The organism is Priestia iocasae, assembly GCF_016909075.1.
GTDB classification, from domain to species: Bacteria; Bacillota; Bacilli; order Bacillales; family Bacillaceae_H; genus Priestia; species Priestia iocasae.
On sequence record NZ_JAFBFC010000002.1, the window covers coordinates 1 to 25,462 of the forward strand.

At 40.0% G+C, this 25,462-nt stretch carries 22 protein-coding genes and 2 riboswitches; of the genes, 8 read left to right on the plus strand and 14 right to left on the minus strand.

What is annotated here, in order from left to right:
• The 4 genes from JOC83_RS05240 to JOC83_RS05255 form a co-directional block, all read right to left on the minus strand.
• Positions 1–1,408: anti-sigma factor domain-containing protein (locus tag JOC83_RS05240; RefSeq protein ID WP_205184887.1), on the minus strand; the 1,408-nt coding region annotated here is incomplete at its 3' end.
• Complete coding sequence (gene sigI / locus JOC83_RS05245; protein WP_205184889.1) at positions 1,405–2,154, minus strand: RNA polymerase sigma factor SigI; 750 nt, start codon at positions 2,152–2,154, stop codon at positions 1,405–1,407. The genes JOC83_RS05240 and sigI, both read right to left, overlap by 4 nt.
• A gap of 167 nt (positions 2,155–2,321) precedes the next feature.
• Positions 2,322–3,140: a TerC family protein gene (locus tag JOC83_RS05250; protein ID WP_205184891.1), complete on the minus strand. Its 819-nt coding sequence runs from the start codon at positions 3,138–3,140 to the stop codon at positions 2,322–2,324.
• Positions 3,141–3,241: 101 nt separating this feature from the next.
• Positions 3,242–3,338: riboswitch (yybP-ykoY riboswitch) on the minus strand.
• 149 nt (positions 3,339–3,487) lie between these two features.
• Complete coding sequence (locus tag JOC83_RS05255) at positions 3,488–5,158, minus strand: alkaline phosphatase (protein WP_378913143.1); 1,671 nt, start codon at positions 5,156–5,158, stop codon at positions 3,488–3,490.
• Between the two features lie 198 nt (positions 5,159–5,356).
• On the opposite strand from JOC83_RS05255, the gene JOC83_RS05260 reads away from it, so the two are divergent.
• Genes JOC83_RS05260 through JOC83_RS05270 form a run of 3 tightly spaced genes read left to right on the plus strand, consistent with a single transcriptional unit; the run spans position 5,357 to position 9,099 of the window.
• Entirely contained in the window at positions 5,357–6,877 is a 1,521-nt protein-coding gene (locus JOC83_RS05260; protein WP_205184896.1) for a spore germination protein, read from the plus strand.
• 15 nt (positions 6,878–6,892) lie between these two features.
• Positions 6,893–7,978, plus strand: coding sequence for a Ger(x)C family spore germination protein (locus JOC83_RS05265; RefSeq protein WP_205184898.1), 1,086 nt, complete (start codon positions 6,893–6,895; stop codon positions 7,976–7,978).
• A 17-nt stretch (positions 7,979–7,995) separates the two neighbouring features.
• Positions 7,996–9,099, plus strand: a complete 1,104-nt coding sequence (locus tag JOC83_RS05270; protein ID WP_205184901.1) for a GerAB/ArcD/ProY family transporter — start codon at positions 7,996–7,998, stop codon at positions 9,097–9,099.
• A 16-nt stretch (positions 9,100–9,115) separates the two neighbouring features.
• On the opposite strand, the gene msrA is transcribed toward JOC83_RS05270, so the two are convergent.
• The 6 genes from msrA to JOC83_RS05300 all read right to left on the minus strand — a co-directional run bounded on the left by msrA (position 9,116) and on the right by JOC83_RS05300 (position 15,269).
• Complete coding sequence (gene msrA, locus JOC83_RS05275; protein WP_205184904.1) at positions 9,116–10,072, minus strand: peptide-methionine (S)-S-oxide reductase MsrA; 957 nt, start codon at positions 10,070–10,072, stop codon at positions 9,116–9,118.
• Positions 10,073–10,141: 69 nt separating this feature from the next.
• Entirely contained in the window at positions 10,142–11,731 is a 1,590-nt protein-coding gene (locus tag JOC83_RS05280) for an MDR family MFS transporter (RefSeq protein ID WP_205184907.1), read from the minus strand.
• A gap of 46 nt (positions 11,732–11,777) precedes the next feature.
• Entirely contained in the window at positions 11,778–12,206 is a 429-nt protein-coding gene (locus JOC83_RS05285) for a MarR family transcriptional regulator (RefSeq protein WP_205184909.1), read from the minus strand.
• 247 nt (positions 12,207–12,453) lie between these two features.
• A complete protein-coding gene (locus JOC83_RS05290; protein WP_205184912.1) occupies positions 12,454–13,257 on the minus strand; it encodes a MerR family transcriptional regulator in 804 nt (267 codons plus the stop codon).
• 105 nt (positions 13,258–13,362) lie between these two features.
• Positions 13,363–14,529, minus strand: a complete 1,167-nt coding sequence (locus JOC83_RS05295; protein ID WP_205184914.1) for an ABC transporter permease — start codon at positions 14,527–14,529, stop codon at positions 13,363–13,365.
• Positions 14,526–15,269, minus strand: a complete 744-nt coding sequence (locus JOC83_RS05300) for an ABC transporter ATP-binding protein (RefSeq protein ID WP_205184916.1) — start codon at positions 15,267–15,269, stop codon at positions 14,526–14,528. The genes JOC83_RS05295 and JOC83_RS05300 overlap by 4 nt, the downstream gene beginning before the upstream one ends.
• 169 nt (positions 15,270–15,438) lie before the next feature.
• On the opposite strand from JOC83_RS05300, the gene JOC83_RS05305 reads away from it, so the two are divergent.
• The 4 genes from JOC83_RS05305 (at position 15,439) to JOC83_RS05320 (ending at position 19,748) form a co-directional block, all read left to right on the plus strand.
• A complete protein-coding gene (locus JOC83_RS05305) occupies positions 15,439–16,140 on the plus strand; it encodes a LytR/AlgR family response regulator transcription factor (RefSeq protein ID WP_205184919.1) in 702 nt (233 codons plus the stop codon).
• Positions 16,141–16,152: 12 nt separating this feature from the next.
• Positions 16,153–17,082, plus strand: a complete 930-nt coding sequence (locus JOC83_RS05310) for a sensor histidine kinase (protein WP_205184922.1) — start codon at positions 16,153–16,155, stop codon at positions 17,080–17,082.
• A gap of 78 nt (positions 17,083–17,160) precedes the next feature.
• Positions 17,161–18,462, plus strand: a complete 1,302-nt coding sequence (locus tag JOC83_RS05315; protein WP_205184926.1) for an NCS2 family permease — start codon at positions 17,161–17,163, stop codon at positions 18,460–18,462.
• Between the two features lie 110 nt (positions 18,463–18,572).
• Positions 18,573–19,748 (plus strand): MFS transporter, encoded by a 1,176-nt coding sequence (locus JOC83_RS05320; protein ID WP_205184929.1) that lies wholly within the window; start codon positions 18,573–18,575, stop codon positions 19,746–19,748.
• A gap of 70 nt (positions 19,749–19,818) precedes the next feature.
• On the opposite strand, the gene JOC83_RS20160 is transcribed toward JOC83_RS05320, so the two are convergent.
• A complete protein-coding gene (locus JOC83_RS20160; protein WP_275580410.1) occupies positions 19,819–19,953 on the minus strand; it encodes a hypothetical protein in 135 nt (44 codons plus the stop codon).
• Positions 19,954–20,092: 139 nt separating this feature from the next.
• Between JOC83_RS20160 and JOC83_RS05325 the strand changes: the two genes are divergently transcribed.
• The gene (locus JOC83_RS05325) at positions 20,093–20,890 is read left to right on the plus strand and encodes a VOC family protein (RefSeq protein ID WP_205184932.1); all 798 of its coding nucleotides are present in this window, start codon (positions 20,093–20,095) and stop codon (positions 20,888–20,890) included.
• A 44-nt stretch (positions 20,891–20,934) separates the two neighbouring features.
• On the opposite strand, the gene JOC83_RS05330 is transcribed toward JOC83_RS05325, so the two are convergent.
• From JOC83_RS05330 to JOC83_RS05340, 3 genes are all read right to left on the minus strand, one after another.
• Positions 20,935–22,560: a M20/M25/M40 family metallo-hydrolase gene (locus JOC83_RS05330; RefSeq protein ID WP_205184935.1), complete on the minus strand. Its 1,626-nt coding sequence runs from the start codon at positions 22,558–22,560 to the stop codon at positions 20,935–20,937.
• Between the two features lie 599 nt (positions 22,561–23,159).
• On the minus strand, positions 23,160–23,408 hold the full coding sequence (locus tag JOC83_RS05335; RefSeq protein WP_205184937.1) for a hypothetical protein: 249 nt from the start codon (positions 23,406–23,408) through the stop codon (positions 23,160–23,162).
• A gap of 76 nt (positions 23,409–23,484) precedes the next feature.
• A riboswitch (SAM riboswitch) is annotated at positions 23,485–23,587 on the minus strand.
• Positions 23,588–23,654: 67 nt separating this feature from the next.
• Positions 23,655–25,409 (minus strand): methyl-accepting chemotaxis protein, encoded by a 1,755-nt coding sequence (locus tag JOC83_RS05340; protein ID WP_205184939.1) that lies wholly within the window; start codon positions 25,407–25,409, stop codon positions 23,655–23,657.
• Between the last annotated feature and the right edge of the window lie 53 nt (positions 25,410–25,462).

Sequence of the window (25,462 nt, forward strand, 5' to 3'; positions counted from 1 at the left end):
CACGTAAAGATGAATCTTTCGACTTTTCCTGATTCGGCTTTGCACGTACAGATTCATCTTTCGACTTTTCCTGATTTGGCTTTGCACGTACAGATTCATCTTTTGGCTTTTCCTTATTGAGCTTTGCACGTAAAGATGAATCTTTTGGCTTTTCTTCATTTGGCTTTGCACGTAAAGATGAATCTTTCGACTTTTCCTGATTCGGCTTTGCACGTACAGATTCATCTTTCGACTTTTCCTGATTTGGCTTTGCACGTACAGATGAATCTTTTGGCTTTTCCTTGTTTGGCTTTGCACGTACAGATGAATCTTTTGGCTTTTCTTTATTCGGCTTTGCGCGTACAGATTCATCTTTCGGCTTTTCCTGATTCGGCTTTGCACGTACAGATTCATCTTTCGACTTTTCCTTGTTTGGCTTTGTGCGTACAGATTCATCTTTCGATTTTTCCTTATTCGGCTTTGTGCGTACAGATTCATCTTTCGATTTTTCCTGATTCGGCTTTGCACGTACAGATGAATCTTTCGACTTTTCCTTATTGAGCTTTGCACGTACAGATTCATCTTTTGGCTTCTCATCTAAAGGAAAGCCTTCGAGATTTTTCTCCATTCGTTTTGCGTATGCTGCTGATGAATTCGTCAACTTCTCTTCATTCAACTGTTCTTGAAAAGGAATCGGTTGAACGGATGGCGTTATCGGCTTTGGAGATTCATTCTCTACTTGGTCGTTTTCTTTACTTTGTGATAAAGGTGTTTCATTCTCTTTTACAAAAGAGCCTGTTGAAATTCCCTGTTTTACCGCTTTTTCTCTTGTATCGTTAGAAGAACGAACGGTTTCAAACGTATAAGACTTCCATTCATGCTTCACTTGTTGAATCTCGGTTGATAAGTGTTGTTTGTACTTTTCATTTTTCTTATCTTTTACAACCGTTGTAATGAATACTTTGTTTGTTTCCTTTAAATACCCCTGCTTCTGACTTTCTTTTAATAAGTTTGTTGTAACGTCATGAAGCGATTGATGTTTCCATGCTGAAAGACGCTGAATAAGCTCTTTCCCCTCTTCATTAAATGCTTGAATCTTGATTACTTCATAGTCCTGATTCACGCTTAATTCTAAGCTAGGATTAATATCAATCGACATATATGCATACACCTGCTGTTGCGTGTAATAAGGAATGATAAAGACCAACATCATCGCAACAGTTAAGGTACCGATGAACAAAGGCTTCCATGCTTTACGTTTAGAAGCAAGTCGTGTTGCTTCTATTTCCTGCACATGAAAAGGAAAAAACGACATTTCTTCCCCTAGTTCATACTGTTTATGCTCATTTCTCGTTTTTACAAACTCGCCTTCAGGGGTTAACAATGTAACGTAATCTGATGTGACTTCCATGACAATTCCTTTTTTCAAGAATTGAGCACCCCTTTTAAATAGTCTTTCAAGTATACGTAATCCCCCGTTAGGATAATGACCATGGCAATAATGTATTTACGATTTCGCTCAATGGTCTTTCGACTCACGGCCACATGCTTTTCCACGAGACGAATAGGAAGCTGTTTCTTCTTGAACAATTTTGCTTTCACTTCTTCATTGTTAGCAATGAATGTTGCAACTTCAATTGCATTAATTCTTGCATCTGCATGCTTTGGAGATTGATCCACAATTTCATAAAATGACAGCTGAAAGGTTTTTAGCATCGACTGAAAATGGAGAATTTCATCTTTCCTAAACTCTTGTTCAATCTGCTTAATGTGTTCATGAAGAGATAAATGAGCCTCAATTTTTGTTTGAGCAAATTCATCTTCCTCTTCTTCATATGCTTGTAAATGAAAAGTTTGAACACGAGCTTCCTTTCGAATATGGTCAATAACACGACGCTTAATAATCAAGTCAGCAAACGCAAGAAGAGAGCTTCCCTTTTCTTTTGTATATTTTTCAATAGCTTCATTAAAAGCGATGAGACCAATGCTAAATTCGTCGTCTGACTCTTCAATATACCTTTTACAAACACTTGAAACAGCTTTTGCAATAAACGGCTTATATTGTTCAATCAAATCATTTTGTAGCTGCTGATCACCTTTTTGAACTTGTATCGCCATCTCTTCAAGTGTTCGATTGCGACCGAACTTAAAGAGTATGTTAAGCAATGGTTTCACCTCTTTTATCTACATATCGTTCGTTTCGATTTGGTGTTTTTCGGGTGTTTATAAAAAAATAAATAGCCGCCTTTTGTTGGCGACTATTCATTATAACGTAAACGATGATAACATGACTACTTATTCACAGATTTCAAATTTATCTTTTGTTTAACAAATTTTACGATTTACTCATTTTCTACTTTTTTCATCATTTCTTCTGCATCTTTTTCAACTTCAGTTGGTGCTTCTTTTTTCTTCGATAAGAACCAACCACCAGCTGCAATGGCAATTAACACAATCCAGAAGAAGATTTTCCATAATTTTGATTCTGGAAAGTGCTCATCAATAATGGCAAGTTCAGGGTGAGCAAGTGTGTAAACGGCTAATTTAACCCCTACCCATCCAACAATTAAGAAGGCTGCTGTCTCAAGACCTGGACGCTCATTCAACAGTTTCACAAACCATGTAGCTGCAAAACGCATAATGATTAATCCAATCAGACCACCTGCAAAGATCACTAAAAATTGACCGCCATCTAATCCACCTATTTGAGGTAAATTTGTAGTAGGTAAAGTAACGGCTAACGCAACCGCAGCTAAAATTGAGTCAACGGCAAACGCAATATCCGCGAGCTCTACCTTAATAACCGTTGGCCAAAACCCTGATCCTTTTTCTCCTTTTTCTCCTTTTTCCTTTACTTTCTCATGGTCATCTTTTTTCACATATCGTTTGATGATGTGGTTAATGGCAATGAATAGTAAATAAATTGCACCAATTGCCTGCACTTGCCATACATCTACTAAGAACGAAATGGCAAATAATGACCCAAAGCGGAAAACAAACGCTCCTGCCAACCCATAGAATAACGCTTTTTTACGCTGTTCGTCTGGTAAATGCTTTACCATAATGGCCATAACAAGCGCATTATCGGCTGCTAAAATCCCCTCAAGTGCGACGAGAACTAGTAGAACCCATCCATACTCTAACAACAATGCTGCATCCATCTATTTGACTCCTCTCTTTTCTCTCTCTGTATTATTCTTTTTCCCATTTTCGACAAAGAAAACACAAAAAGACCTTTGCCAAAAATGGCAAAGGTCTTGCTGAGCATACATGTATGCCAACAAAGCCGATGGATGAAGATCCATGTAATGACGACTTTGTTTCAGGTTTCCCTGACGCTACTCCCCTTTACTCTGAGAGAGATTCCGTATTAATTTGTTTTAATTTTATAAAGAATTTTCCAACTTGTCAATGGTTTTATTTGATAGTTTAATCTATGTTCATGACAAATGGCGTATACCATTTTTCGCAAAAATTTCTATTACTTCCTATTTAAAAAGGAAAATCATTACTTTTTCTTTTTAAATATTTTTCCTGCTTCTGTTGGAACGTAGAATTCACCTTTTTGGCTTTGAACGACTACACCTGGAAGTTTATATTCTTTTCCATTCACAATCATTACATCTTTGTTCACTGGTAATGTTGCTGTTTTATCTCCTTTTGTAACAACTAATACAGGATTAGTTGGGTCCGTTACATCTGTACGGATGCTTGCTCCCTTAAACACATTCGTTGCTTCAGAGAATAGCTCGTTTGTTAGCTTTTCTAAATTAACGCCCATTGATTTTGCCATATGGTCGGCAAGGTCTGTATTATCGAAGAAACCAACTGGACGCTGTGGACCATACGAGTATAAGAACATATCCTCGCCTGTATGTCCTCCTGTTGTAAAGCCAATATTAGCGCGGTTCGCAAGCATTTGTACTAGAGCTGTACCAATTGCTTTGCTATCTTTTGCTGCATCTAGCTTTGCTTTTTCCTCAGAAGATAAGTTATCTAAACCGTAGAGCTTCGCCACTTCTTCTTTGTTTGATAAATCACTGTTTAACTTACTTAACGCACCTTCAACCGTCATATCTGCTTTTTTCAATGGATCAATGTAAGCTGATACAGGCGTTTTGTCATAGCCTTTTGTTGTCGCTTGGTTACCGATGGAAATTCCGCTGTTTCCGTGGTCAGATACCGCAATAACCATCGTATTTCCGTCTTTTTTCGCAAATTCTAATGCTTTTCCTACTGCTTCATCAAATGCTAACACATCACTGATAATCCCGATTGTATCGTTGCTATGTGCAGCCCAGTCTGGCTTACTACCTTCTACAAATAAGAAGAAGCCATCCTTGTTTTTAGAAAGCGTAGAAATCGCTTTTCCTGTCATGTCTGCTACTGTTGGCTCTTCTGGGCGTGTTTTTGCACGATCCAAGTCGTAAGCTAACGCTGTGTTAGAGAATGAGCCCCAAATTTTATCAGACTTTGAATTCATTAATTCATCGCGTGTTTCAACAAAATCATAGCCTCGATTGTTGATGACATTCATTAAGTCTTCCCCGTCTTTACGGCTTTTACTTGCTTGTCCAGGTGATAGAGAATCTTTCCCCCCACCTAAGATTACATCCATATTTTGATACACTTGCTGTTCACCAATCACATCAAAGTTATTGCGATCATGATGATGAGCAGAGAAGCCTGCTGGTGTGGCATGCTGAACTTCAGAAGTAGAGACAATCCCTGTTGAGCGACCTGTTTTTTGCGCTCCTTCTAACACATTGGCTACCGGACGAAATTGATTTTCTTCCTTAATAGGGTCAACACCTGGTGTGTTCACAAGGGAAGGTAAAACCCCAACATAACCAGAGTTTGATTTATTTCCAGTGGCCATGGCTGTTGCAGCTGGAGCTGAGTCCGTAATGGCTGATTCGGCCGAATACGTCGTCACGCCACCTGCAACAAGCTGGTCCATATGTAATGGTGCACCTTTGTACCACCTTGCTAATGTCGTTGCACTAGAGCTTGTCCCGTCCATGACCATCATGATGACGTTTTTCGCTTCTTCTGGCTTTACTTTTTTTCCTTCGTTTTTTGCTTCGGTTTGTGGTGAGAATTGACTAAAACCAAATGATCCTAAAGCAACGGCGCTTGCTAACGTTACGCCTAACATTTTTTTTGAAATTGTTTTCAATACGGTCTCCTCCGCTTTCTCCATTTTTTCAACACTAAAAACAATAACAAAAGGATGTAAATGGAGCATGTCACTAGTATCAATCTATTGTAAATAATTATGACAATTTCTTTTCAATGGCATCCTTCGCATAAAAAGGGAAAACATGAACAAACTACCACTAACAAAACGGCTTTATGTACAAGGGAGTATCCGACTATGTTTAAAAACCTGTTCAAACGAGGACGTTCAGATAAACAACCGAACAAAAAGACATTTAATGAAATCATTGAACAGTTTAAGAAGTCTAGTGACTTTATGACGTTAGCTGTAGGGGCTCAGCATCGTAAATTTGTTATTACGTATTTTAAACAGCTTGTAGACGTGACAAGTGTCGAAGAAAAAGTCATTTCGCCTCTTCAAAAAATGGACTTTACGTTAAAAGATTTAAACGATGTTGAAAACGTTATGCCAATCGAAGACATTTCTGTTACAGACGACACACAAGAAATTGAAGAAAAACTATTACGTGGCTATTTAATGTTTCAATTACATGTAGATGATCGAAAAGTCGCGATGATTAAAGTACAAAGTCTCGATGCAGGCTTTCGAAAAGAAAACGACTCTGAAAACGAATTTAGTGTAGTAGGTCCGAAAGTCGGCTTAGTCGAAGATTTAGATGTGAACTTGTATTTAATGAGAAAAACGCTCATTTCAAGTAAATTAATATTCAAAGAACTATCGATTGGAACCATTTCAAAAACTCGCGTCGTACTTGTGTATTTAGAAGATGTGACGAATCCGCAACACATTGACACGATGACACAGCGAATTGAATCCATTGACTTTGATGTTATTTTTGATAGCACGATGCTTGAGCAGCTTGTTTCTGATAACTCCACAACGCCATTTCCACTCTTTTTAACCACAGAACGAATTGATCGCGTTGTGTTTACCCTTTTAAACGGACAAGTGGCGTTTTTTAGTAGCGGATCACCGTATGCGGTAACCGGTCCTTCCACCCTTTTAGATTTCTTTATTTCACCAGAGGATTATTATTTACCTTGGGTACTTGGATCCTTCTTTCGAGTTATTCGTATATTTGGCGTATTTTTCTCTATCTTTGCCACACCACTTTATGTAGCCATCGTCACGTATCATTACGAAATGCTACCGAAGGATTTGCTAGGACCGATTATTTTTTCAAGAACAAACGTCCCGTTCCCACCCGTCTTTGAGGTTCTATTTTTAGAGATTACAATTGAGTTGCTTCGAGAAGCTGGGGCACGTTTGCCAACAAAAGTCGGTCAAACACTCGGGATTGTTGGAGGGATTGTAATCGGACAAGCGACCGTAGAGGCATCCTTAACAAGTAATATTCTCTTAATTATTGTTGCCTTATCAGCGCTCGCTTCGTTCACGACACCTATTTTTAAAATGTCAAACACAATTCGCTTGCTTCGTTTTCCATTTATTATTTTTGCAGCCCTTTTAGGGTTACCTGGAATTGTCCTTTGCTTCTCCTTTTTGATTGTTCATCTCATGCGCTTGCAGTCGCTTGGAACACCTTATCTTGTTCCGATTTATCCGTTTCGACCAAACGGCTTTCGTGATTCATTTTTACGATTGCCGTACAGTCATACAGCAAAGCGCCCTAGCTTTTTGCGACCATTAACACCCACTCGATATAATTCACAAAAAGCAAAGAAAAAGAATGATCCAGATGTAAATAAGGAATAGTGAGGCATCCTGTCTATGAAAAAACGAGTGCTACTTATTATATTATGCATATTTCTTACAGTTGGATGTGCTGATCAGGAAATCATTGATGAGGTCCAAATTGTCAACTCGTACGGACTTGATTTAGAAGACGACACAAAGATTAGAGGCACGATTTTGTATCCGATTTTTAAATACGGTCAAACCGAAGAACCAAGTATTATCGCCACAACGGCTGATACCATTTTCGATATCCCGCTTCAGTTAAACAATAAATCATCGTTACCGATTGCCTTTGGACAGCTTCGTAGTTTAATCATTGGGGAATCACTTTCTGAAAAAGGATTAGATGATATTATTAATACCATTGCTCGAAATCCTGACTTAGGAAGAACACTGCAAATGGCGATTGTAAAAGGAAATGCGCATGAAATGTTGAGCTCGGTCACAAAGAAAAAAATTAGTGATTCACAATTCGTTTCAAATTTGATTGAGCAAAATATTAAAACAGAAAACTTACCGCGCATTAATTTTCAAGTGTTTTTATTCAGTTTTTTTAGCGATGACCGAGACGCCTTTTTACCAATGCTAAAACAAGAGAAAGATGCGATTAAACTAACAGGCTTAGCGCTATTTGATAAGGACAAAGTCGTTGGAACGATTAATATGTCTGAAACCTTTTTGTTTAAATTGCTTTCATCTGGCTCAAAACACGGTCGCTATTCCATGCATATTAAGGATGATAACAAAAAAGGCGAGGTCACGCTTCAAAACATTCGAACCAAAACCAACTATGATCTTCACCATAAAGATGACAAGCCGTCCATTACGATTCATTTGAAGATTGATGGTCTTGTCAAGGAATACCCTGGCTGGATTAATTTAACAGACCCCAAAAATGTCACCATGGTTGAGGATAAGCTGAAAGAAGATATTGAAAAGCAAGGGAAGAAGCTACTCGAAAAGTTCCAAAAAATGAACATTGACCCTATTTGTTTTACAGACTATATTCGCAGTCGCACACGAGGTTTTGACTCGAAAAAATTTAAAGAAATATACTCAGACGTAGAATTTACCATCAAAGCTGAGATACAGCTCGTACAAACCGGAATTAATGAATAAGAAGGAGGAACACAAACATGCATAATACTGTTGATGAAAAGTTTCAAGTGTCTCCTTCTTTTCTTTTTTACCTCGTTCATGCAGGGCAAGTTGGTGTTGGAATCTTAGGCTATCAGCGCTATATCATTCGAGGTGCTGGACATGATGCATGGATTTCTACGATTATCTCAGGGATTAGTATATCGATTTTAATCTGGATGTGCTTTCATTTCCTCAAAAGAGAAAACACAGACGTTACTCATATTCATAAAATGTATTTCGGGAAATTTTTAGGTAGCATATTTAATCTTACCTTGGCGGTTTATTTTTTTATCTTTGCGCTAACCGTATATCGAAATTACATCGAAGTTCTTCAAGTGTGGATGTTTCCACAAATAAGCACATGGTTTATGTCATGTTTATTTCTACCGTTAATTTATTACATTTTAACTGGTGGGTTTCGAATCATTACGGGAATTGCATTTTTTGGGCTCATCCTGCCGCTTCCGCTTATATTATCGTTGATATTTCCAATTCAATACGGACAGGTTGAAAATTTACTCCCCATTCTGGATCATGGTGCTAGAGACTTGTTTGAATCATGCAAGATTGTCACATTTGAATATTTAGGATTTGAAGCACTGCTCGTTTACTATCCGTTTATTAAAAACGGACATTCGAATCAAAAGTGGGCTCATTATGGTGTTATGTTTAGTACTTTTATGTACACAATTGTCGCTGTCATTTCGTTTATGTATTTTAGTCAAGGTCAGCTGTCTCAATCGATTTGGTCGACCCTTACGATGGCAAAAATCATTGAGATTCCATTTATCCAACGATTTGAGTATGTGGTTATTTCATTATGGCTACTCGTTGTGCTTCCCGTTATTACCATTAATGCATGGTGCACGGTTCGCATCATTAAAAACCAATTTGGGGGAAGGCCATCTATCTACGTATTACTTTTAATAATAGGTCTCTTTGCTTGTTCACTTGCTCTTGATAATCGAAAAGTCATTGATGAATGGAATAACAACATGTCAAAGATTGGGATGTACCTTATTTACTTTTACATTCCACTTCTCTTTCTCTTTGGCCTGATTCGATCAAAAATTAAAAAAGCGAGAGAACGCCATTCATAGCGTCTCTCGCTTTTTATCATTCAAACAGTGATACAAATTCGCCGTAGCCTTCTTTTTCTAGGTCTTGCTTTGGAATGAAACGGAGTGCGGCTGAGTTGATGCAGTAGCGCAGTCCGTTTGGTCCTGGTCCGTCGTCAAATACGTGACCTAAGTGAGAATTTGCGTCCTTGCTTCTCACCTCTGTGCGAACCATGTTATGGCTAACGTCCATGTTTTCTTTGACGTGCTCGACTTTTAAAGGCTTTGTAAACGATGGCCACCCACAGCCTGCATCGTATTTATCTTTTGAGCTAAATAACGGCTCGCCTGACACGATGTCTACGTAAATGCCTTCTTCCGTATGATTCCAAAATTCATTACGAAACGGTGGCTCTGTCGCATCGTTTTGTGTGACTTCATATTGAACCGGTGTTAAACGCTCTTTTAGCTCTTTGTCTAGGTCGAAGTTTCTCCAGTTTTCTTTAATAAACTTCGCACGACCTGATCCGTTTCGATACATGGAGTAACGGAATGCATTCTTTTTATAGTAATGCTGATGATATTCTTCCGCTTCGTAAAACGGCTTCGCTGGAAGAATGTCTGTGACGATTGGATCCTTGAAACGGCCGCTATCAGCAAGCAGCTGTTTGGATTTCTCCGCAAGCTCTTTTTGCTCATCATTATGATAAAAGATCGCTGTACGGTATGAATCTCCTCGGTCGGCAAACTGTCCACCTGCATCAGTTGGATCGATTTGCTGCCAATAGAGCTCTAGTAATTTTTCATACGGAAACACAGCTGGGTCAAATGTGATTTGAACCGCTTCATAGTGTCCCGTCGTTTCTGAGCACACTTCTTTATACGTTGGATGCTCTGTATGTCCACCTGTATAACCAGAGACCACTTTTTCAATGCCTGGCTGCTCATCAAACGGCTTTACCATGCACCAAAAACAACCTCCAGCAAATGTAGCTAATTCGTGATTTGTTGTCATTTTGAAAAACCTCCTATCGGCTTTTCCTCTATTATACGACTCTCACTCATCATGACCAAATTTGATGCTTTACACAGCTTCTTCTTCCTTCTTCTCTTCCGTGCGTTGACTTGTACGAAGCGGCACTTCTTTAATAAAGAATGTGAGTACAACTCCGACAATGATAATAAGTGCTGCCGTAAAATACACACCCGTTAGTGCATAGCTTAATGAGTCTTGAAGCATACGAACGACAGCACTGAACGCTTCTTGAAATTGTGGTGGAATTTGCTGTTGAATCTGACTCAAGCGCTCAGGGTCCATTAAAACTTGCGGATCTAAGCCTTGTAGCTTTTGCGCAAGCTCTGGATTCTTCGCAAGGTCTCCTGCCCCTTGGCTTCCTTCATTCATTTGCTCATTCATACGAACATTCATCATCGTTCCCATCAGCGCTACGCCCACCGTTCCACCAATTTGACGGAATAGTTGAGACGAAGCAGTTGCCACACCTAAATAGTGTTGAGAAACGGCATTTTGTACAATCAGTGTAAACACAGGGAAGCTCATGCCAAGTCCAAGCCCAACTAAAATGTTATTCACGACAACCATGGTCACCGATGTAGAAGGTCCCATTGCAGAAAGAGAGAACATCCCAACTGCCATGACGGCTAGACCTGTAATGGCTAACATTTTGTATTTTCCAGTCTTTGTCATGAACTGACCACCAATGGTGCTTGCTGCAACCATCGACAATGTCATTGGCATCATAATAAGACCAGAGGCAGTTGCAGACTCACCAATCACTCCTTGAATAAAGAATGGAATGTACATCGCGGCTCCGAACATCCCGGCTCCTAAAATAAAGCCAACAATGTTCGCAAGTGAGAAAATCCCATTTTTAAATAAATCAAGAGGCAACACCGGACTTTTCGCTTTCTTCTCTACTAAAATGAAGATGGCGAGTGAGGCGATGGTTGCAAGAAATAAACCAATAATCTGCCCCGATGCCCACTCGTATTTTGAGCCGGCCCATGAGAATGCTAATAAAAGCGGTACGATGGTCGTTGTTAAAAATAGAGACCCAACATAATCGACTTTTTCACCTGGTTTCTTCTCAACGCTCGGGAATAACGACCAAATTAAAATGAAGGCGACGATTCCGAACGGTAAGAACACCCAGAAAACCCAGTGCCAATCTGCATTATCGACAATCCAGCCTCCAAGTGTTGGACCAAATACACTCGCTAATCCAAATACAGATCCCATAATCCCTTGCCATTTTCCACGTTCACGCGGAGAAAACAAGTCCCCAACGGCTGTAAAAGCGGTCGACATGATAAGTCCTCCACCCAGCCCTTGAATGCCACGGTATGCGATGAGTTCAAAAATGGATGTAGAAAATCCAGCCAGTAACGAACCGACGGTAAACACACCGATTCCAATTAAAATAAATGGTTTACGTCCGTAAATATCAGATAGCTTTCCAACTAAAATCGCTGTAATACTCGATGCTAGCATGAACATCGTAAAGACCCAGCTAAAATATTCAATACCACCAAGCTCGGCGATAATTCGCGGCAGCGCTGTTCCGACAATGGTTTGATTCAGTGCCGCAAACAGCATGGCAGACATGATTGCGATCATAATTGTAATTTTCTTTTTATGATCAAGATGTTCCATGATGTCACTTCCTTCTCGTTATAAAATTAGTTCACTTAGTGAACGATTATTGCTTCGTTCGATTAATTTTTTCAAATAACGTAATAATGATTTTGATTTCTTCATCCGTAAAATGTTGAAATCGATCAAAAAAGTAATCTTGTTTCTTTTGCTCGACTCGCTCAAATACTTCTTTTCCTGCTTCTGTTAGCACAATTTCAACGATGCGTCTATCTTGTTCTGAGCGCTTTCGCTCGACGAATTCTTTTGATATTAATAAGTCCGTTACCGCCGTAATATGGCTGGCCGATACGTTCAAGCGCTTCGAAATATCAGTCACCTTTTGCGGTCCTAAGTCTTTTAACATGCGCAAGGTCATAAATTCATTTGGTGATAATTCAGCGTTTAACACCGCATGAATTTCATGTCGAAGCTGCCGAAAGACGGTACGGAACAATAGCTCCATATCGTGAATCAACTCATGTCGTTTATCCACACACTCTCCTTCTTTCTTCTAAAAAATAGTACAAATTTATTTATTTCACTTCATTAAATAAATAGCAACTAAACTAGTTTTACCAAACAAACAAGTATATCGTCAAGTAAAAGATTTTCGGGTTACGAAATATATTTCGTTCATTTGTTATAGCGTCTTTTAATAAGTAGGTTTGTATGCGTATTCAATAAAAATCACTGAATGTAAGACAACAAAAAAACAGACCTCACAGCGAGAGTCTGTTTTGCTAATTAAAAATACCGGTTAAAAATGTGCGCCATTTCGGTGCAGCTTGTTTTGGTTGAGCGTTTTCGTATTGATGTAGTTTTTCTTGTAAATCTTCCATTTTTCCTTCAAGTTTTTTGATGGTACGAGTGAGCTGTTCAATTTCAGACCGATGTTCTAGAATTTGAAATGTGACGACTTCTCCTGCTTTTTCATCAATGCGCTTTTCATTTTCAATCATTCTCAGCAACAAATGATCGAGCTGCTTTTGAACGTCTTGGACATGCTCGTTTTGAATCGGAACGACTTGCGCTTCGTTTTGTTTAATGCGTGACGTGAGTTCATCAATTTGCTTTTGCAGCCGCTTGTTCAGTTTGGACTCTTCTTCTTTTTCAAGAACAAGCGTCATCAAGTCATCAAATTGCTGCTGTATGCTTTCAATATGGGACGTTGTTAACGTTTCTTCTGAGGCTTCACTTTTCTTCACATGCATCATCACTTCATCTAACTGCTGCTGCATCATCGTCATTTTTTCATTCGATGAATCATTTTCTTGTTTTTCATGAATTTGTGCCGCTAGTTCCTCGATTTGCCTCTGCATCGCATTTATGTCTTCATTTGGGATAACTTCTTCTTTTTGAATCACTTTAACGACACCTTGACGCTGACGATTTTGTTGAATTTCCTGTAGCTTTTCGACGTGATTTTCTGTAAATTCACAATGTCCAAATTCATTTTTGTCAGGCTCTATGTCGTGCTGCTTTACCCATTTTAATACCGTACTCGGATGAATTCCTAAAATCTTTGCCACTTCATTCGTTTTCATCTTCATCCCTCCGCGTTCTTCGTTAATACGAGTTTTCGCGAAAAAAAAACGAATTCCTTCTAGCGTGACAAAACTAGAAGAAATTCGCCAAAGATAGCTATAATTTTACGATTTCCCTAATACCCAGCGGCTCTTTGTGAACATCATATACGCAAGCGTGAACGTAATCGCAATGACAACAATCGAGCTACCTGCCACATACAGCATGCTTGTGACATCATACACTCCGTAAATAAGCTGCTTAATGAGGGCGTAGATGTTGAAGAATGGAATTAAAAAGTGCGTCACCGTTAATTCATTGACCGATGTGCCAATTAATAAGAAGTATGGAATCATCGCAACGGTCATCATTGGTGAAATGTAGTTTTGTGCTTCTTTCATTGTGTTCGCGATTAAGCTTAGCACCACAAATACACATGCAACTAATAATGAAAAGACAATAATTCCAACGATTAAGCTACCCGTAAAAAACAAGGTGTTGTCTGAAATGTTTAAAGCATCCACAAGCGTTTTCGTACCATATTGAACAAACAACACGAATGTCACGACTGAAAATACTCCACTTAACATGCCAAGGGTCGCAATCGTTAACCATTTCCCGACAATTAAATCCAGTCGCTTCGCAGGTGTCATTAAGAGAGCTTCCATCGTATTACGTTCTTTTTCCCCCGCAAACAAATCACTCGCAGCAGGCATTCCACCCATCATTACACCCATGACAATGACAAGCTGCGCAAAAATCGCAATGATATAAAGGGAGCCATCATCATCTCCAGATAACCCTTCCATTTTCACTTCAAACGGATTAATCGTAGAAGTTTGAATGTCTAACTCTTGAAGACGTTGCGCTAATACTTGTTCACGCTGAATGCTTAGAATACCTAAAATCGATTCACTCGTCGCGGAAGCTTTCACACTTGATTGATCTGCATATACCGTGACATTTGGTGCTTCCATATTTTGAAGGCGCGTCATAAACTGTTCATCGATTTCAACAGCGACAAGCGCTTTCCCTTCTTCTACGGCTTTCACTGGATCTTCAACGCGCTCAATCGTGATGTTCTCACCTTGTTCCATCCACTGAACAACGGTGTTATCTGCTTGTTCATTCACCACGACATTCATTTCATCTTTTCCTTGATTCGATATATACATATCAAAGAAAAAGAGAATACCGATGTTAAAAAGAATCGGAAGCAACACGCTCAAATAAATGGTTTTTTTATCACGAAACGAATCTTTTAATTCCTTTTTATATACATGCCCAATCATGCCGATTCTCCTCTCACAATGCGTGACATAAAGATATAGTTTAAGTCGCGACTTTCTTCTTCGCGGTAAAGCTGTTCATTCGAGCCTTGATAAATCATTTGACCTTTATGAATCATAATAATCGACTGACAAAGCTGCTCGACTTCTTCCATAATGTGACTTGAAAACACAATCGTTTTTCCTTCTTTTTTTAACTGGCGCACGAGCTCACGGAACATGTTGGCTGCCGTGATGTCTAGACCCGTTGTTGGTTCATCAAAGAAAATAACATCAGGATTGTGTAAAATCGTACGAGCAATCGCAACCTTTTGACGCATTCCTTTTGAAAAGCCACCCACTCGACGGTCTAAAAAATCTCTCATGCCAAAACGCTTAGCAAGCTCTTCAATACGTACTTTCGTCTCGTGCTTGCTCATGCCGTAAAAGGCGGCGAAATATTCAAGGTTTTCACGAGCAGTAAGGCGATCGTATAATCCCGTTTCACCACCGAATAAAACGCCAATCGTTTGCTTCACTTTCATTGGTTCTTTATGAATGTTAACTCCATTAATGAAAATTTCACCGCTTGATGGCTCAAGTACCGTGGACATCATGCGTAAAAGCGTCGTTTTCCCAGCCCCGTTCTCTCCAAGCAAGCCGACAATTTCTCCTTTCGGAATTGTACATGTAACCTCCTTGACCGCTTGAATCGTGTGCTTTTTTTCTTTAAATTCACGTGATACACGCTTGATTTCAATCATGGTAAGCTCCCCTTTCACCTTCCGTTTTGTTCTGTCTTTATCATAGAAGGAAATGACCATTTACACACCGATGTTGTCACGAAACGGGCATTTGTTGTCACGAAAAGGGCCTATTCACTTGTAAAACATGGTAAAATAAGGGCAAATACTTAGGCAAAGAAGGTTACATATGATGAAAGTCGGCCTTGTGGACGATCAAAAATATGATTTAGAAAAACTACACATCACCGTGTCACAGCTGCCAGAAGTGGACATTGTCTTTTCTACAAATGACGCAGAAGAAGCATACGAAGAGATTAAGAGAAACGAGATTGATCTCTTAATTACCGATATTGAGATGCCTCGCTTATCAGGTTACGAGTTAGCCGATTTTATTAATAGCTATGCGCTCGACATTAAAGTCATTTTTGTGACGGGTCATAGTGGGTTTGCCGTGCACGCATTTGAATTAGATGTGCTTGACTACATCATGAAGCCCTATTCGCAAGACCGATTAGTAAAAGGAATTGCCCGCTTTGAACAGAAAAAAGAGAAGAAAGAAGAGCACGACAAGCTGATTTTAAAGCAAAAAACCGATATGCAAATTATTAATAAGAAAGACATTGTATTTATCGAGCGTACAGGAAGGTCCACAACCATTGTGACAACAAGCGGAGAGTTCTCGACCTATCAATCGTTAAGTGATTTGGAATCAGAATTTACAGCGCGCCACTTTTTACGATCGCACCGGGCATTTATTATTAACATTCATTACGTAAAAAACTTTTCACTCTATACGAAGCATTCGTACTCGATTACGTTTCAACAGACAGATAAGACAGCACTGATTACGAAAGCCAATCTAGATAAGCTTCAAAAAGAGTACTTTTAAAGGAGAAACTGTATGAATTTCTATCCACTCATCTTATGTATCACCTTCATACTCACCCTTGTCTTTCAACCCTTTTCCCTTCTTATAAAAGGTGGGCTCGTCTTACTCGTTGCGATCGGAAGCTACGTGATTCATAAACGATCCTCCTCTCTTTCATGGCCTATCGTTATCATTCATCTCTTGCTTCTTAGTGCGACGGTGATCGCAAGCGATTGGATGGTCACGGTCGTTTTGTTGCTTTGCTTCTTTTTAATAGAGGCGTTTTCCTTCCATCTTGAAACGAGAGAAAGAGTAAAAAAAGAAGCGTGGCATGATGCATTCACCGAGATGGCTTCAACCGAAGAGATGTTTCGCACCGTAAGAGCGGAGCGGCACGATTACGTTAAACATATTTCCACCGTTCACTATTTACTGGAAATGACTCGGATTGAAGAAGCAAAAGCTTATCTTGATGAATATGTTGGGAGCATTCGTCACGTCAGCTCTTATATAAAGGGAGAAGATGCGCACATTGCATCGATTTTGTACCGAATAACCGAAGAAGCGAATCGTCATCATGTTCGCTTCTCTTTACAATGCACAACACCTCTATCAGCTCTTCCATTAAAAGCCATGGATCAAGTGAATGTGTTCATGAATTTGCTTGAAAATAGCTTGGATGCAGCGAAGGCGTCGGCAGAGAAAGAAATCGTGGTGAAAACCTCTACGCATGGCGGCATTTACATCATAGAGATAACAAATTCGACCCTTCCTCTTTCACGTGAACGACAAGAGCACTTGTTTTCTCCATTTCACGTAACGGAAAAAGGAGGCCACCACCAAGGGCTAGGCACATGGATTGTCAAGCAAACCATTGGTGCACACCACGGACATATTAACTATGCCTATAAACCTCCCTATCTAGAAATTAAAATAAAAGTACCAATTGTAAAAGATTCATAATTTACCCTTGCATTTATCCCTAAAAACGAATATTATTATAAATGTTGTTTTTAATGTTCGTTATTTCGGAGGGTAATTATGTTTAAATTAAAAGAAGCAAACACCAACACAAAAACAGAAGTGATTGCTGGATTTACAACGTTTTTAACGATGGTTTACATCATCATTGTCAACCCAGTTATTTTATCTGACGCTGGTGTTCCATTTGATCAAGTTTTTACTGCAACGATTATTTCAGCCATAATTGGAACACTTTGGATGGCGCTTGCCGCTAATTATCCAATTGCGATTGCTCCTGGAATGGGACTGAATGCATACTTTGCTTACTCGGTTGTTGGTTCATATGGCAACATTGATTATGCAACAGCATTCGCAGCTGTATTTGTCGCAGGTTTAATTTTCGTTATTTTATCACTTACTCCTTTTCGTAAAAAGTTAATTGAAGCGATTCCTGATAACTTAAAGCATGGAATTACAGCTGGTATCGGTCTTTTCATCGCGTTTATCGGACTTCGCTTAACTGATATTATCGTGGCAGATGAAGCAAACTTAGTTGCACTAGGTGACCTTCACTCTCCAAAAGTGGTATTGGCCTTAGTCGGTCTTGCCGTGACGTTAGTTTTCTATGCAATGAACGTAAACGGTGCGTTATTTTTAGGAATGATTATTACGGGTGTCATCGCCTACTTTACGGGTCAATTAAAATTTGATGCAGGTATTATGGCCATGCCTCACCTTCCTGAAGGCTTAATTGTGGGAAACCCAATTACAGCGATTAGTGATGTGATTCAGCACGGGTTATATGCCGTTGTGTTCTCATTTTTACTTGTAACCATCTTTGATACAACAGGAACAATGATTGGAGTGGCACAGCAAGCGGGCCTTATGAAAGGAAACGAAATGCCACGTGTTCGTCATGCGTTACTAGCGGATTCATTTGGTACATCAATTGGTGCAATGTTTGGAACAAGTCCAACAACGGCATACATTGAGTCATCAGCAGGTGTTGCGGCTGGTGGTCGTACGGGCTTAACAGGCTTAGTCGTTGCCATTTTATTCGCAGTTGCGGCGTTCTTCGGTCCATTAGTTGGGGCTGTTTCAGGCATTGCTGCGATTACGGCTCCTGCCTTAATTATTGTTGGTAGCTTAATGATGGGTGCGATTGCTCATGTAAAATGGTCGGAGTTTGATGAAGCATTCCCTGCATTCTTAGTCATTTTAAGCATGCCTTTAACATCAAGTATCGCAACAGGAATTGCATTAGGATTTATTTCTTATCCATTAATGAAGGTTGTAAAAGGAAAAGGCAAACAAGTTCATCCACTTGTGTATGTGTTCGCCGTATTATTCCTTTATCAGTTAGTGTTCTTACCACATTAAAAAGCGAGACGGGTTTGATCCCGTTTCGCTTTTTTGTTTACAAAACGAAGCCGAACTTCACAATATTTGTTATACTAATCATACTGACATACATATAGGGGAATCACGACATGAAAAAACAATTACTCACTTTGATGTTTATCGTATTTATGGTGTTTGTTGGATTCGGAATTATTATTCCAATCGTTCCCGAAGTCATTAGGGCAACAAATGTAAGCACTGTCAATTTAGGTTTTTTAATGGCTGTTTATTCAATTGGGTCATTTATTACCTCTCCGTTTTGGGGAAGCCTGTCTGACCGAAAAGGAAGACGACCGATCCTACTCATTGGGTTAATTGGCTTTAGTATGAGCTTTTTTATTTTCGCTACAGCGGGCGATTCGCTTCTTCTTATGTACGCCTCTCGCATCGTCGGTGGATTATTTGCAGGAGCGGTCATTCCTTGTGCGTTTGCGTATGCCTCTGATATTACAACGGAGGATAACCGCACAAAATCCATTGGTTTGTTAGGAATGACGATTGGACTTGGGTTTATATTTGGACCTGCGATTGGTGGATTGCTTTCATCATTTGGGTTGTTTGTTCCGTTTGTTGTATCAGGGGTGTTAGCGATTATCATGACGGTCTTTGCCTTCTTCGTGTTACCAGAGTCACTGTCTGTTGACAAACGCAAGCCTTCGACGGAGAAATCAACGAGCTGGACTGATTTTACAACCGACTTCCAAGGGGCGTTAAAGTATTTATACATCCTTTCGTTTTTCGCAACGTTTACGTTAGCTGGCTTAGAAGCGACGTTTCAATTCTTTCAAATGGATCGAATCGAAGCGACACCAACGACGATTGGCTGGATGTTTGTCGCAAGTGGCTTAACGCAAGCGATGATGCAAGGTGGCGTATTACAGCGCTTTAAAAAAGGAAACGAGAAGTCCCTCATCGTTGCTGGTCTTCTTCTCTCCTCACTGGGCTATGTGTTAATTCTGTTTTCATCCAATGCGATAAACGCTGCGATTTTCCTATCGATTTTCACTGCTGGAAATGCACTGATTCGTCCGTGCGTCTTATCTCTTATTACGATGAAAACAAAGGTAGGCTACGGCGCGGCATCTGGTATTAGCTCATCCATGGATAGCTTAGGACGCATTTTTGGTCCTATCGTTGGTTCCTTTGCCTTTAGCGTAAACATGTCTCTTCCATTTTTATTTGGTGGCGTGTTGACGTTAGGCGCATTATTCCTATTACAGCGACATGTTACATTAGTTCGCCGAGAGCAAACGATTGCTTCTTAACGGAAAATGAATAACTCTATGAAAAGCAACAAATAAAGACCCGGACAATTAGGAGACTCATTAAAACCTCCTAATCGTTCGGGTTTATCATTTCTCCAAAGTTGTATTCCTTGAAATACTCAGGGTATAGATTAACGTGTAAATCATGAACAGACTTATTCAATTTAGCGACTAATTCAAAATCATTCGTTGAACTAATGTTCACCTTTATCACCTCTTTGCTAGATATCTTAACACACATTACCAATATGAGGTAAAAAACACATCTAATAGCACCTTCAAACAGGATAAATCTACTACTATCACGTATTCTCTATAATAGAGAGAAAAGGAGGACATACCGTATGCAATTATCATTTGATCACCTTGTTCATTTTTCACCGAATCCAGAAGAAGCAAAGAGTGAGCTGCTTGAACAAGGAGTTCACGTTATCAAAGGTGGACACCATGAAAGCTGGGGCACCTTTAACACTCTTTCTTATTTTGGATTAAGCTACATCGAGTGGCTTGGCTTTCATGACCGCTTGCTTGCAGAAGGTGTGACGGATAATGATTTAATTCGTCAGTTTGTAAAAGAAGGCACAGCTATCGGTCATTTCGGACGATTTGCGCTTCGAACGGAACGGATAGAGGACGTGAGCGAGACATTAAAAGAAAAAGGGTATGATGTAGAAGGACCAGTCGCAGGCTCTCGTCGCCGTGAAGATGGATCGATGTTAGAGTGGAAGATGCTGTTTGTGAGAAGCGATGAGCATGAGCTTCCCCTGCCTTTTTTCATTGAATGGGGTGAAGATGATCTCACTCGTGAAAAAGCGCTTGAGCCCTTTTTCCATCATCCTCAAGGGACATTAAAAATCGAGAACATTTATTGTGCGGTGCATCAAGTCTTTGAAACGTCTGAAAAATGGGCAGCGCTGTTAGAGCTACATCTCGGTGAAGTGTACCGAGATCCGGTATTAGATGCAACATGCCGCAAGCTTTATTTGCACGGTGGCAATCTCATTTTATGTGAATCTGAAAGTGGACTGGTTAACGAAACGCTCCAAACCGTTGGAGAACGACCATTTTTAGTTGAGATGTACAACGCAAAGGAAAAAGCAGCGTTTACGGTACAGAACGGACGATTTCGTTTAAAACGATAAGATAAAAGAAAGGTCATCACCTCACATGAGATGATGACCTTTCCTCATTTTAGCGCCTCATGAATCACATGTTCAATGAACGTTGGCAGTACCCCAAATGAATAAGTGACATTTAATCGTTCGGTCCACTGGTGTGCATCACGTCCAATTGGTCCGAGGTTGAAGACTGGCACATGAATGTCAGCTAGTTCTTTTAATGGAATGTCATAGCCTTTCTCCCAAAGCGGCATATTCGTCACAAACGGCGTAAACGTATCAAGCGGGTGCTGTAAACCAGCGTAGCTCAAATCTGAAATGCCTCCGAAATAGGCTTGCTCGATTAGGTCCACATCGTAGGTTTTCGCCTTTGCTTTGACAGAATGAACAATGGCACGCAGCTTTTCATTTTCCTTTGAGCAAATGGCTGGATAAAATGGCGGTGTGAAAAATAAGACAATCATCGGAGCAACTTCTCGACATAGAATCGACAGCTCATCAACAAGCTTAATGGAACGAATGCGATCATCTTCTCCAGCATGCTGCTCAAGTACGTTCGCTTGTAGTTCTTTTACCACTTCTTCTCCGTGCTGAGTCACAGCGTACGTGTAAAGCTCTTCATACGTAAACACATGAATGTCAACGGCCCGAGGTGTTGATGATTCTAACAGCGCATATTGAGCGGCTCGATTTTGAACCGTCTCTTTCACGTAACGTGCCGCTTCACTCGCCACATTCATTAACGGTGCCATCACATCTAGAATCGACTTTTCCATTAAAAATAAATTAAACAGCACAACGGCTCGATTTGGAATTTGCACAGAATATTCTTCTTTTAAATCTTTTTGAAACAAAACGGTTGGTGGTGGACTGACTTCACCATCGACTACTTCACAAAAGCCTATGTTCAACTCAAGATGGCGAGTTAACTCAGAAGCAAGAAGGTTCGCGTTTAATCCTGCAAATGGCTCCCCTACATGCGTTTCTTTTCCATAGCATAAAAAGCTTGGCATAAGCTTACCAATAGATCCTGAGTACATGTAGGTTGTTGGGTCACCTGGGTAACGACTAAAGACCGGTTCGCCATTAAACATAAGCTCATACTGTAAATCATGCTCTTTTTGAAGCTGTAGCAAAATGGAGACAGCGGTGCGCATTCCAACCGAGTTCACTTCTTCATCTGGTACGCTCAACAGCAGCACATTTCCATCAAATTCACCGTTACTCGCTTTTTCAAGCATCGAGATATGAAGAGCAAGCCCCGCTTTCATGTCCATCGTTCCGCGACCGAATAGCCATTCCGCTTCCGATAACTCATTTTGCACATGAAGCGGCAGGAAATGTGTATGCTTATAAAAATAGTCTGTCAGCTCTCGTGGCTGAAATGCTTTGTCTTGAAACACACCATAATCATACACATCTACCACATCAAAGTGACTAAGTAAAACAACCGTTTTTTGTGATTTTTCTTTTTTCACAAGTCCTGTCACCACCGATCGTCCATCTCCCGTTGAGTGCAGCTGAACATGGGTAGGATGTTGGTGAAAATAAGAAAGACGGGCCACTTTATCATGAATCACTTGTGCCATTTCCACTTCTGAAATCGTTCCTGTTACGCTTGGTACTTCAACTAAGTCACACAAAAGCTGTGTTAATGCCTCTTTGCTTTCATAAAGCGTCTGATTTGTGTGCATCTCCTTCACCCTTCATCTTTTTTCTAAATTTTCTAACAAAAACAAGAGATGGTCAAGAGGGATTTCACAGCGTATGTGGATGACGTTTTGCTCGTTCCTATTGAAACAATCGTCTAACAAGTAAAAAAAGACCCACCGAAGTGAAGTCATCAGAAGGTGTCGGCTCAATCCGACTCATTTTTGGTCGTACGACGCTTTTGTGTCCCGTAAAAGGAGCGTTAGATGTAAGCGCTTTTAAAATATCTCCGTAAAAACATGAGGAGAACGACCTTCTCATGTTCATACATGTGCGCTCATTTTTCTTCTTCTAAGAAGTCAATAACACGATCAATAAAATGCTCGCTCGTTTGATCATTTCCGTGCTCGATTAACACTTCCACGATACCTTCTCCTTTCCGTGTACACATCCACTTTGTATTTTTATAAGGTACAAGCTGACGTCATGTTGCTTGTTTTATAAGATACCATATTTTCCATCTTTTATGATAGACTATTTGTGTAAAAATTTTGACAATTATTTTAACGAAATGTAAATTCGATAAAAGTTGGACTGTCATTATAGCATGATGACCTAAACGTGAAAAGAAATATGTAGCTTACTAGAGACCCACTGCGTGCAATTTTTGAAGAAGAGTAGCCTTTAGCTCTTGAAGGTCTTGTGCTTGTAGCACTTGAAAGAGAGGATGACTGATGCCAACTGCATATGCTTCGCTTTCACGCTTCACTACCACCTCGTAAAAGGTTTCAAAGCGTGTACAGATGACCTCGTCATTTAAAAAGTGTTCGTGATGTAACTCCTTGATAATTTGTTCAATGGTAACCGGTTTGACAGCTGTTTGGTGACTCATGTTTATTTCCTCCTTTTGGTTTCAATCGAAAAAACGCCCATGCTGCTTCGGATGCAACATGGGCGTTTTTTTGCCGGTTTTATCACCCAAAGCATGTGGCTTTGCTGGTAGGAGCACCTTACATATGTAGGTTGCTGTGGAGTCCATGAGCCAGTTCTCTCGTCCACTCGTGATAACTTGTTATGAATGATTTTTTTACTATATCAAACATATGCAGAAATGTAAATGAAAAGTCTGAATTTTTTATCAAACATTAAATTTCACTAATAAGTCTTGCAAATCTTGTGACATGTTGCTTAACGAATGGGCTGCAGACGTTATTTCTTCCATTGCCGCTAGCTCTTCCTCTGACGCAGACGCCACATTTTCTGCACTTGCAGCTGAAAACTTCGCTGACTCGGCAAGCATGTACACCACTTCGGTAATGGAGCGAGAATATTCTTCAATTTGATCCGTCGCTTCTGTAATGTGCTGAACATCTGTTTGAATCGTAAAAATATCTTGAAGAATTTTGGAGAAATTATCACTCGCTTCTGATACGACCGTCATGCCGGTCGCAACGTTTTCCGTACTTTCTTGCATGACGTTGTATGCAACTCTCGTTTCATCTTGAATTTCTTGAATCAGTACTGAAATTTGATCAGCGGATTTTTTTGATTCTTCCGCGAGCTTTCGAACTTCTCCTGCCACGACCGCAAATCCTTTTCCATGCTCTCCTGCTCGTGCTGCTTCAATCGCTGCGTTTAGCGCCAGTAAATTCGTTTGGTCAGAAATGCGTGTAATGACTTCAATAATCTTACCAATTTCAGTAGAGCGATTTTCTAATGACTTCACGACGCCTGTTGATTCCGTCACGGTATTTGTAATACTGGACATTTGTTTTGTTACTTTTTCTAATAGTTCATTACCGATTTCAGCTTCCTTGGCCGTTTCGTTTGTGGAACGCTCTACCTCTTTTGAACGAGCAGACACACGTTGAATGAGCTTATCCATTTCATGAATGGAATCATTCGTTCGCTCCACGCTCAGAAGCTGATTCTCTGCGCCAGCAGCGACTTCTTGAATGGAGACCGTCACTTCATTCGTCGCTTTCTTCGTTTCTTCCGCACTCGCCGTTAATTGCTCTGATGACGCTGCCACTAGCTGACTCGTGTCATTTGCTTTTGTAATAAGCTCTTTCATGTTATCAATCATTTGTTGAAACGAGTGCGACAGCATCCCTAGTTCATCTTTTGAACGGAATTCAGGAACACGCACTTGCAAGTCACCCTCTGAAAGCTTTCTCGTCGTTTTCGTTAATCGTTCAATGCCAACGATATAGCGACGTGTGACTAAATATAAAACGGCACTTGCTATAATGGTCGCACCCAGTGAAAATAAAAAGATTGTCCATTTTAGGGCATTTAAATGATCATAAAATTCATCTTCATACGCCCCAATTCCGATCATCCAATCCCATGGTTCAAAGTAGGTCACATACGCAATTTTATTTCGCACGTCCGTTTCGCCTGCATTTTTCCATGGATATTCATAAAAACGATCGCTTACCTTCTCTTGCTTTGCTGCTTTCCATAGGTTATCAATGACCGCTTGTCCGTTTGCGTCCTTTACACTCGACATGTTTTCCCCTTCAAACCCCATCGGATGAACGACGGCGACATTATCAGGTGTGTACGCAAACATATAGCCATTTTCTTTATATAAAAATCCTGACTTTGAAAAGTCACGTTTGTTTTCATTTTGTTTTGGCCCTGCAAGTAGTGTAGCGGCTTGTTCTTTCGCACTGCCGTTTCGCAAAATGCTGAGTTTTTCTTGCTCATGCAAACGTTCTAATACAGACAAAGCTCCTTTTACATTGTTTTGTAAATTTAGCTTTCCTGCTTCAATTAATTGCTTTTTCGCAATGTGAAAGCTAACAACCCCTAATGTTGACGCAGTTGCCACCATAATGGCGACAATGAGCATAAGCACCTTAAAGCGCAAGCTCTTAAAAAAAGACATTTTCATTCCCCTCTTCCCCCACTCTATTAATCTCTCTCTACTATACTCATCGG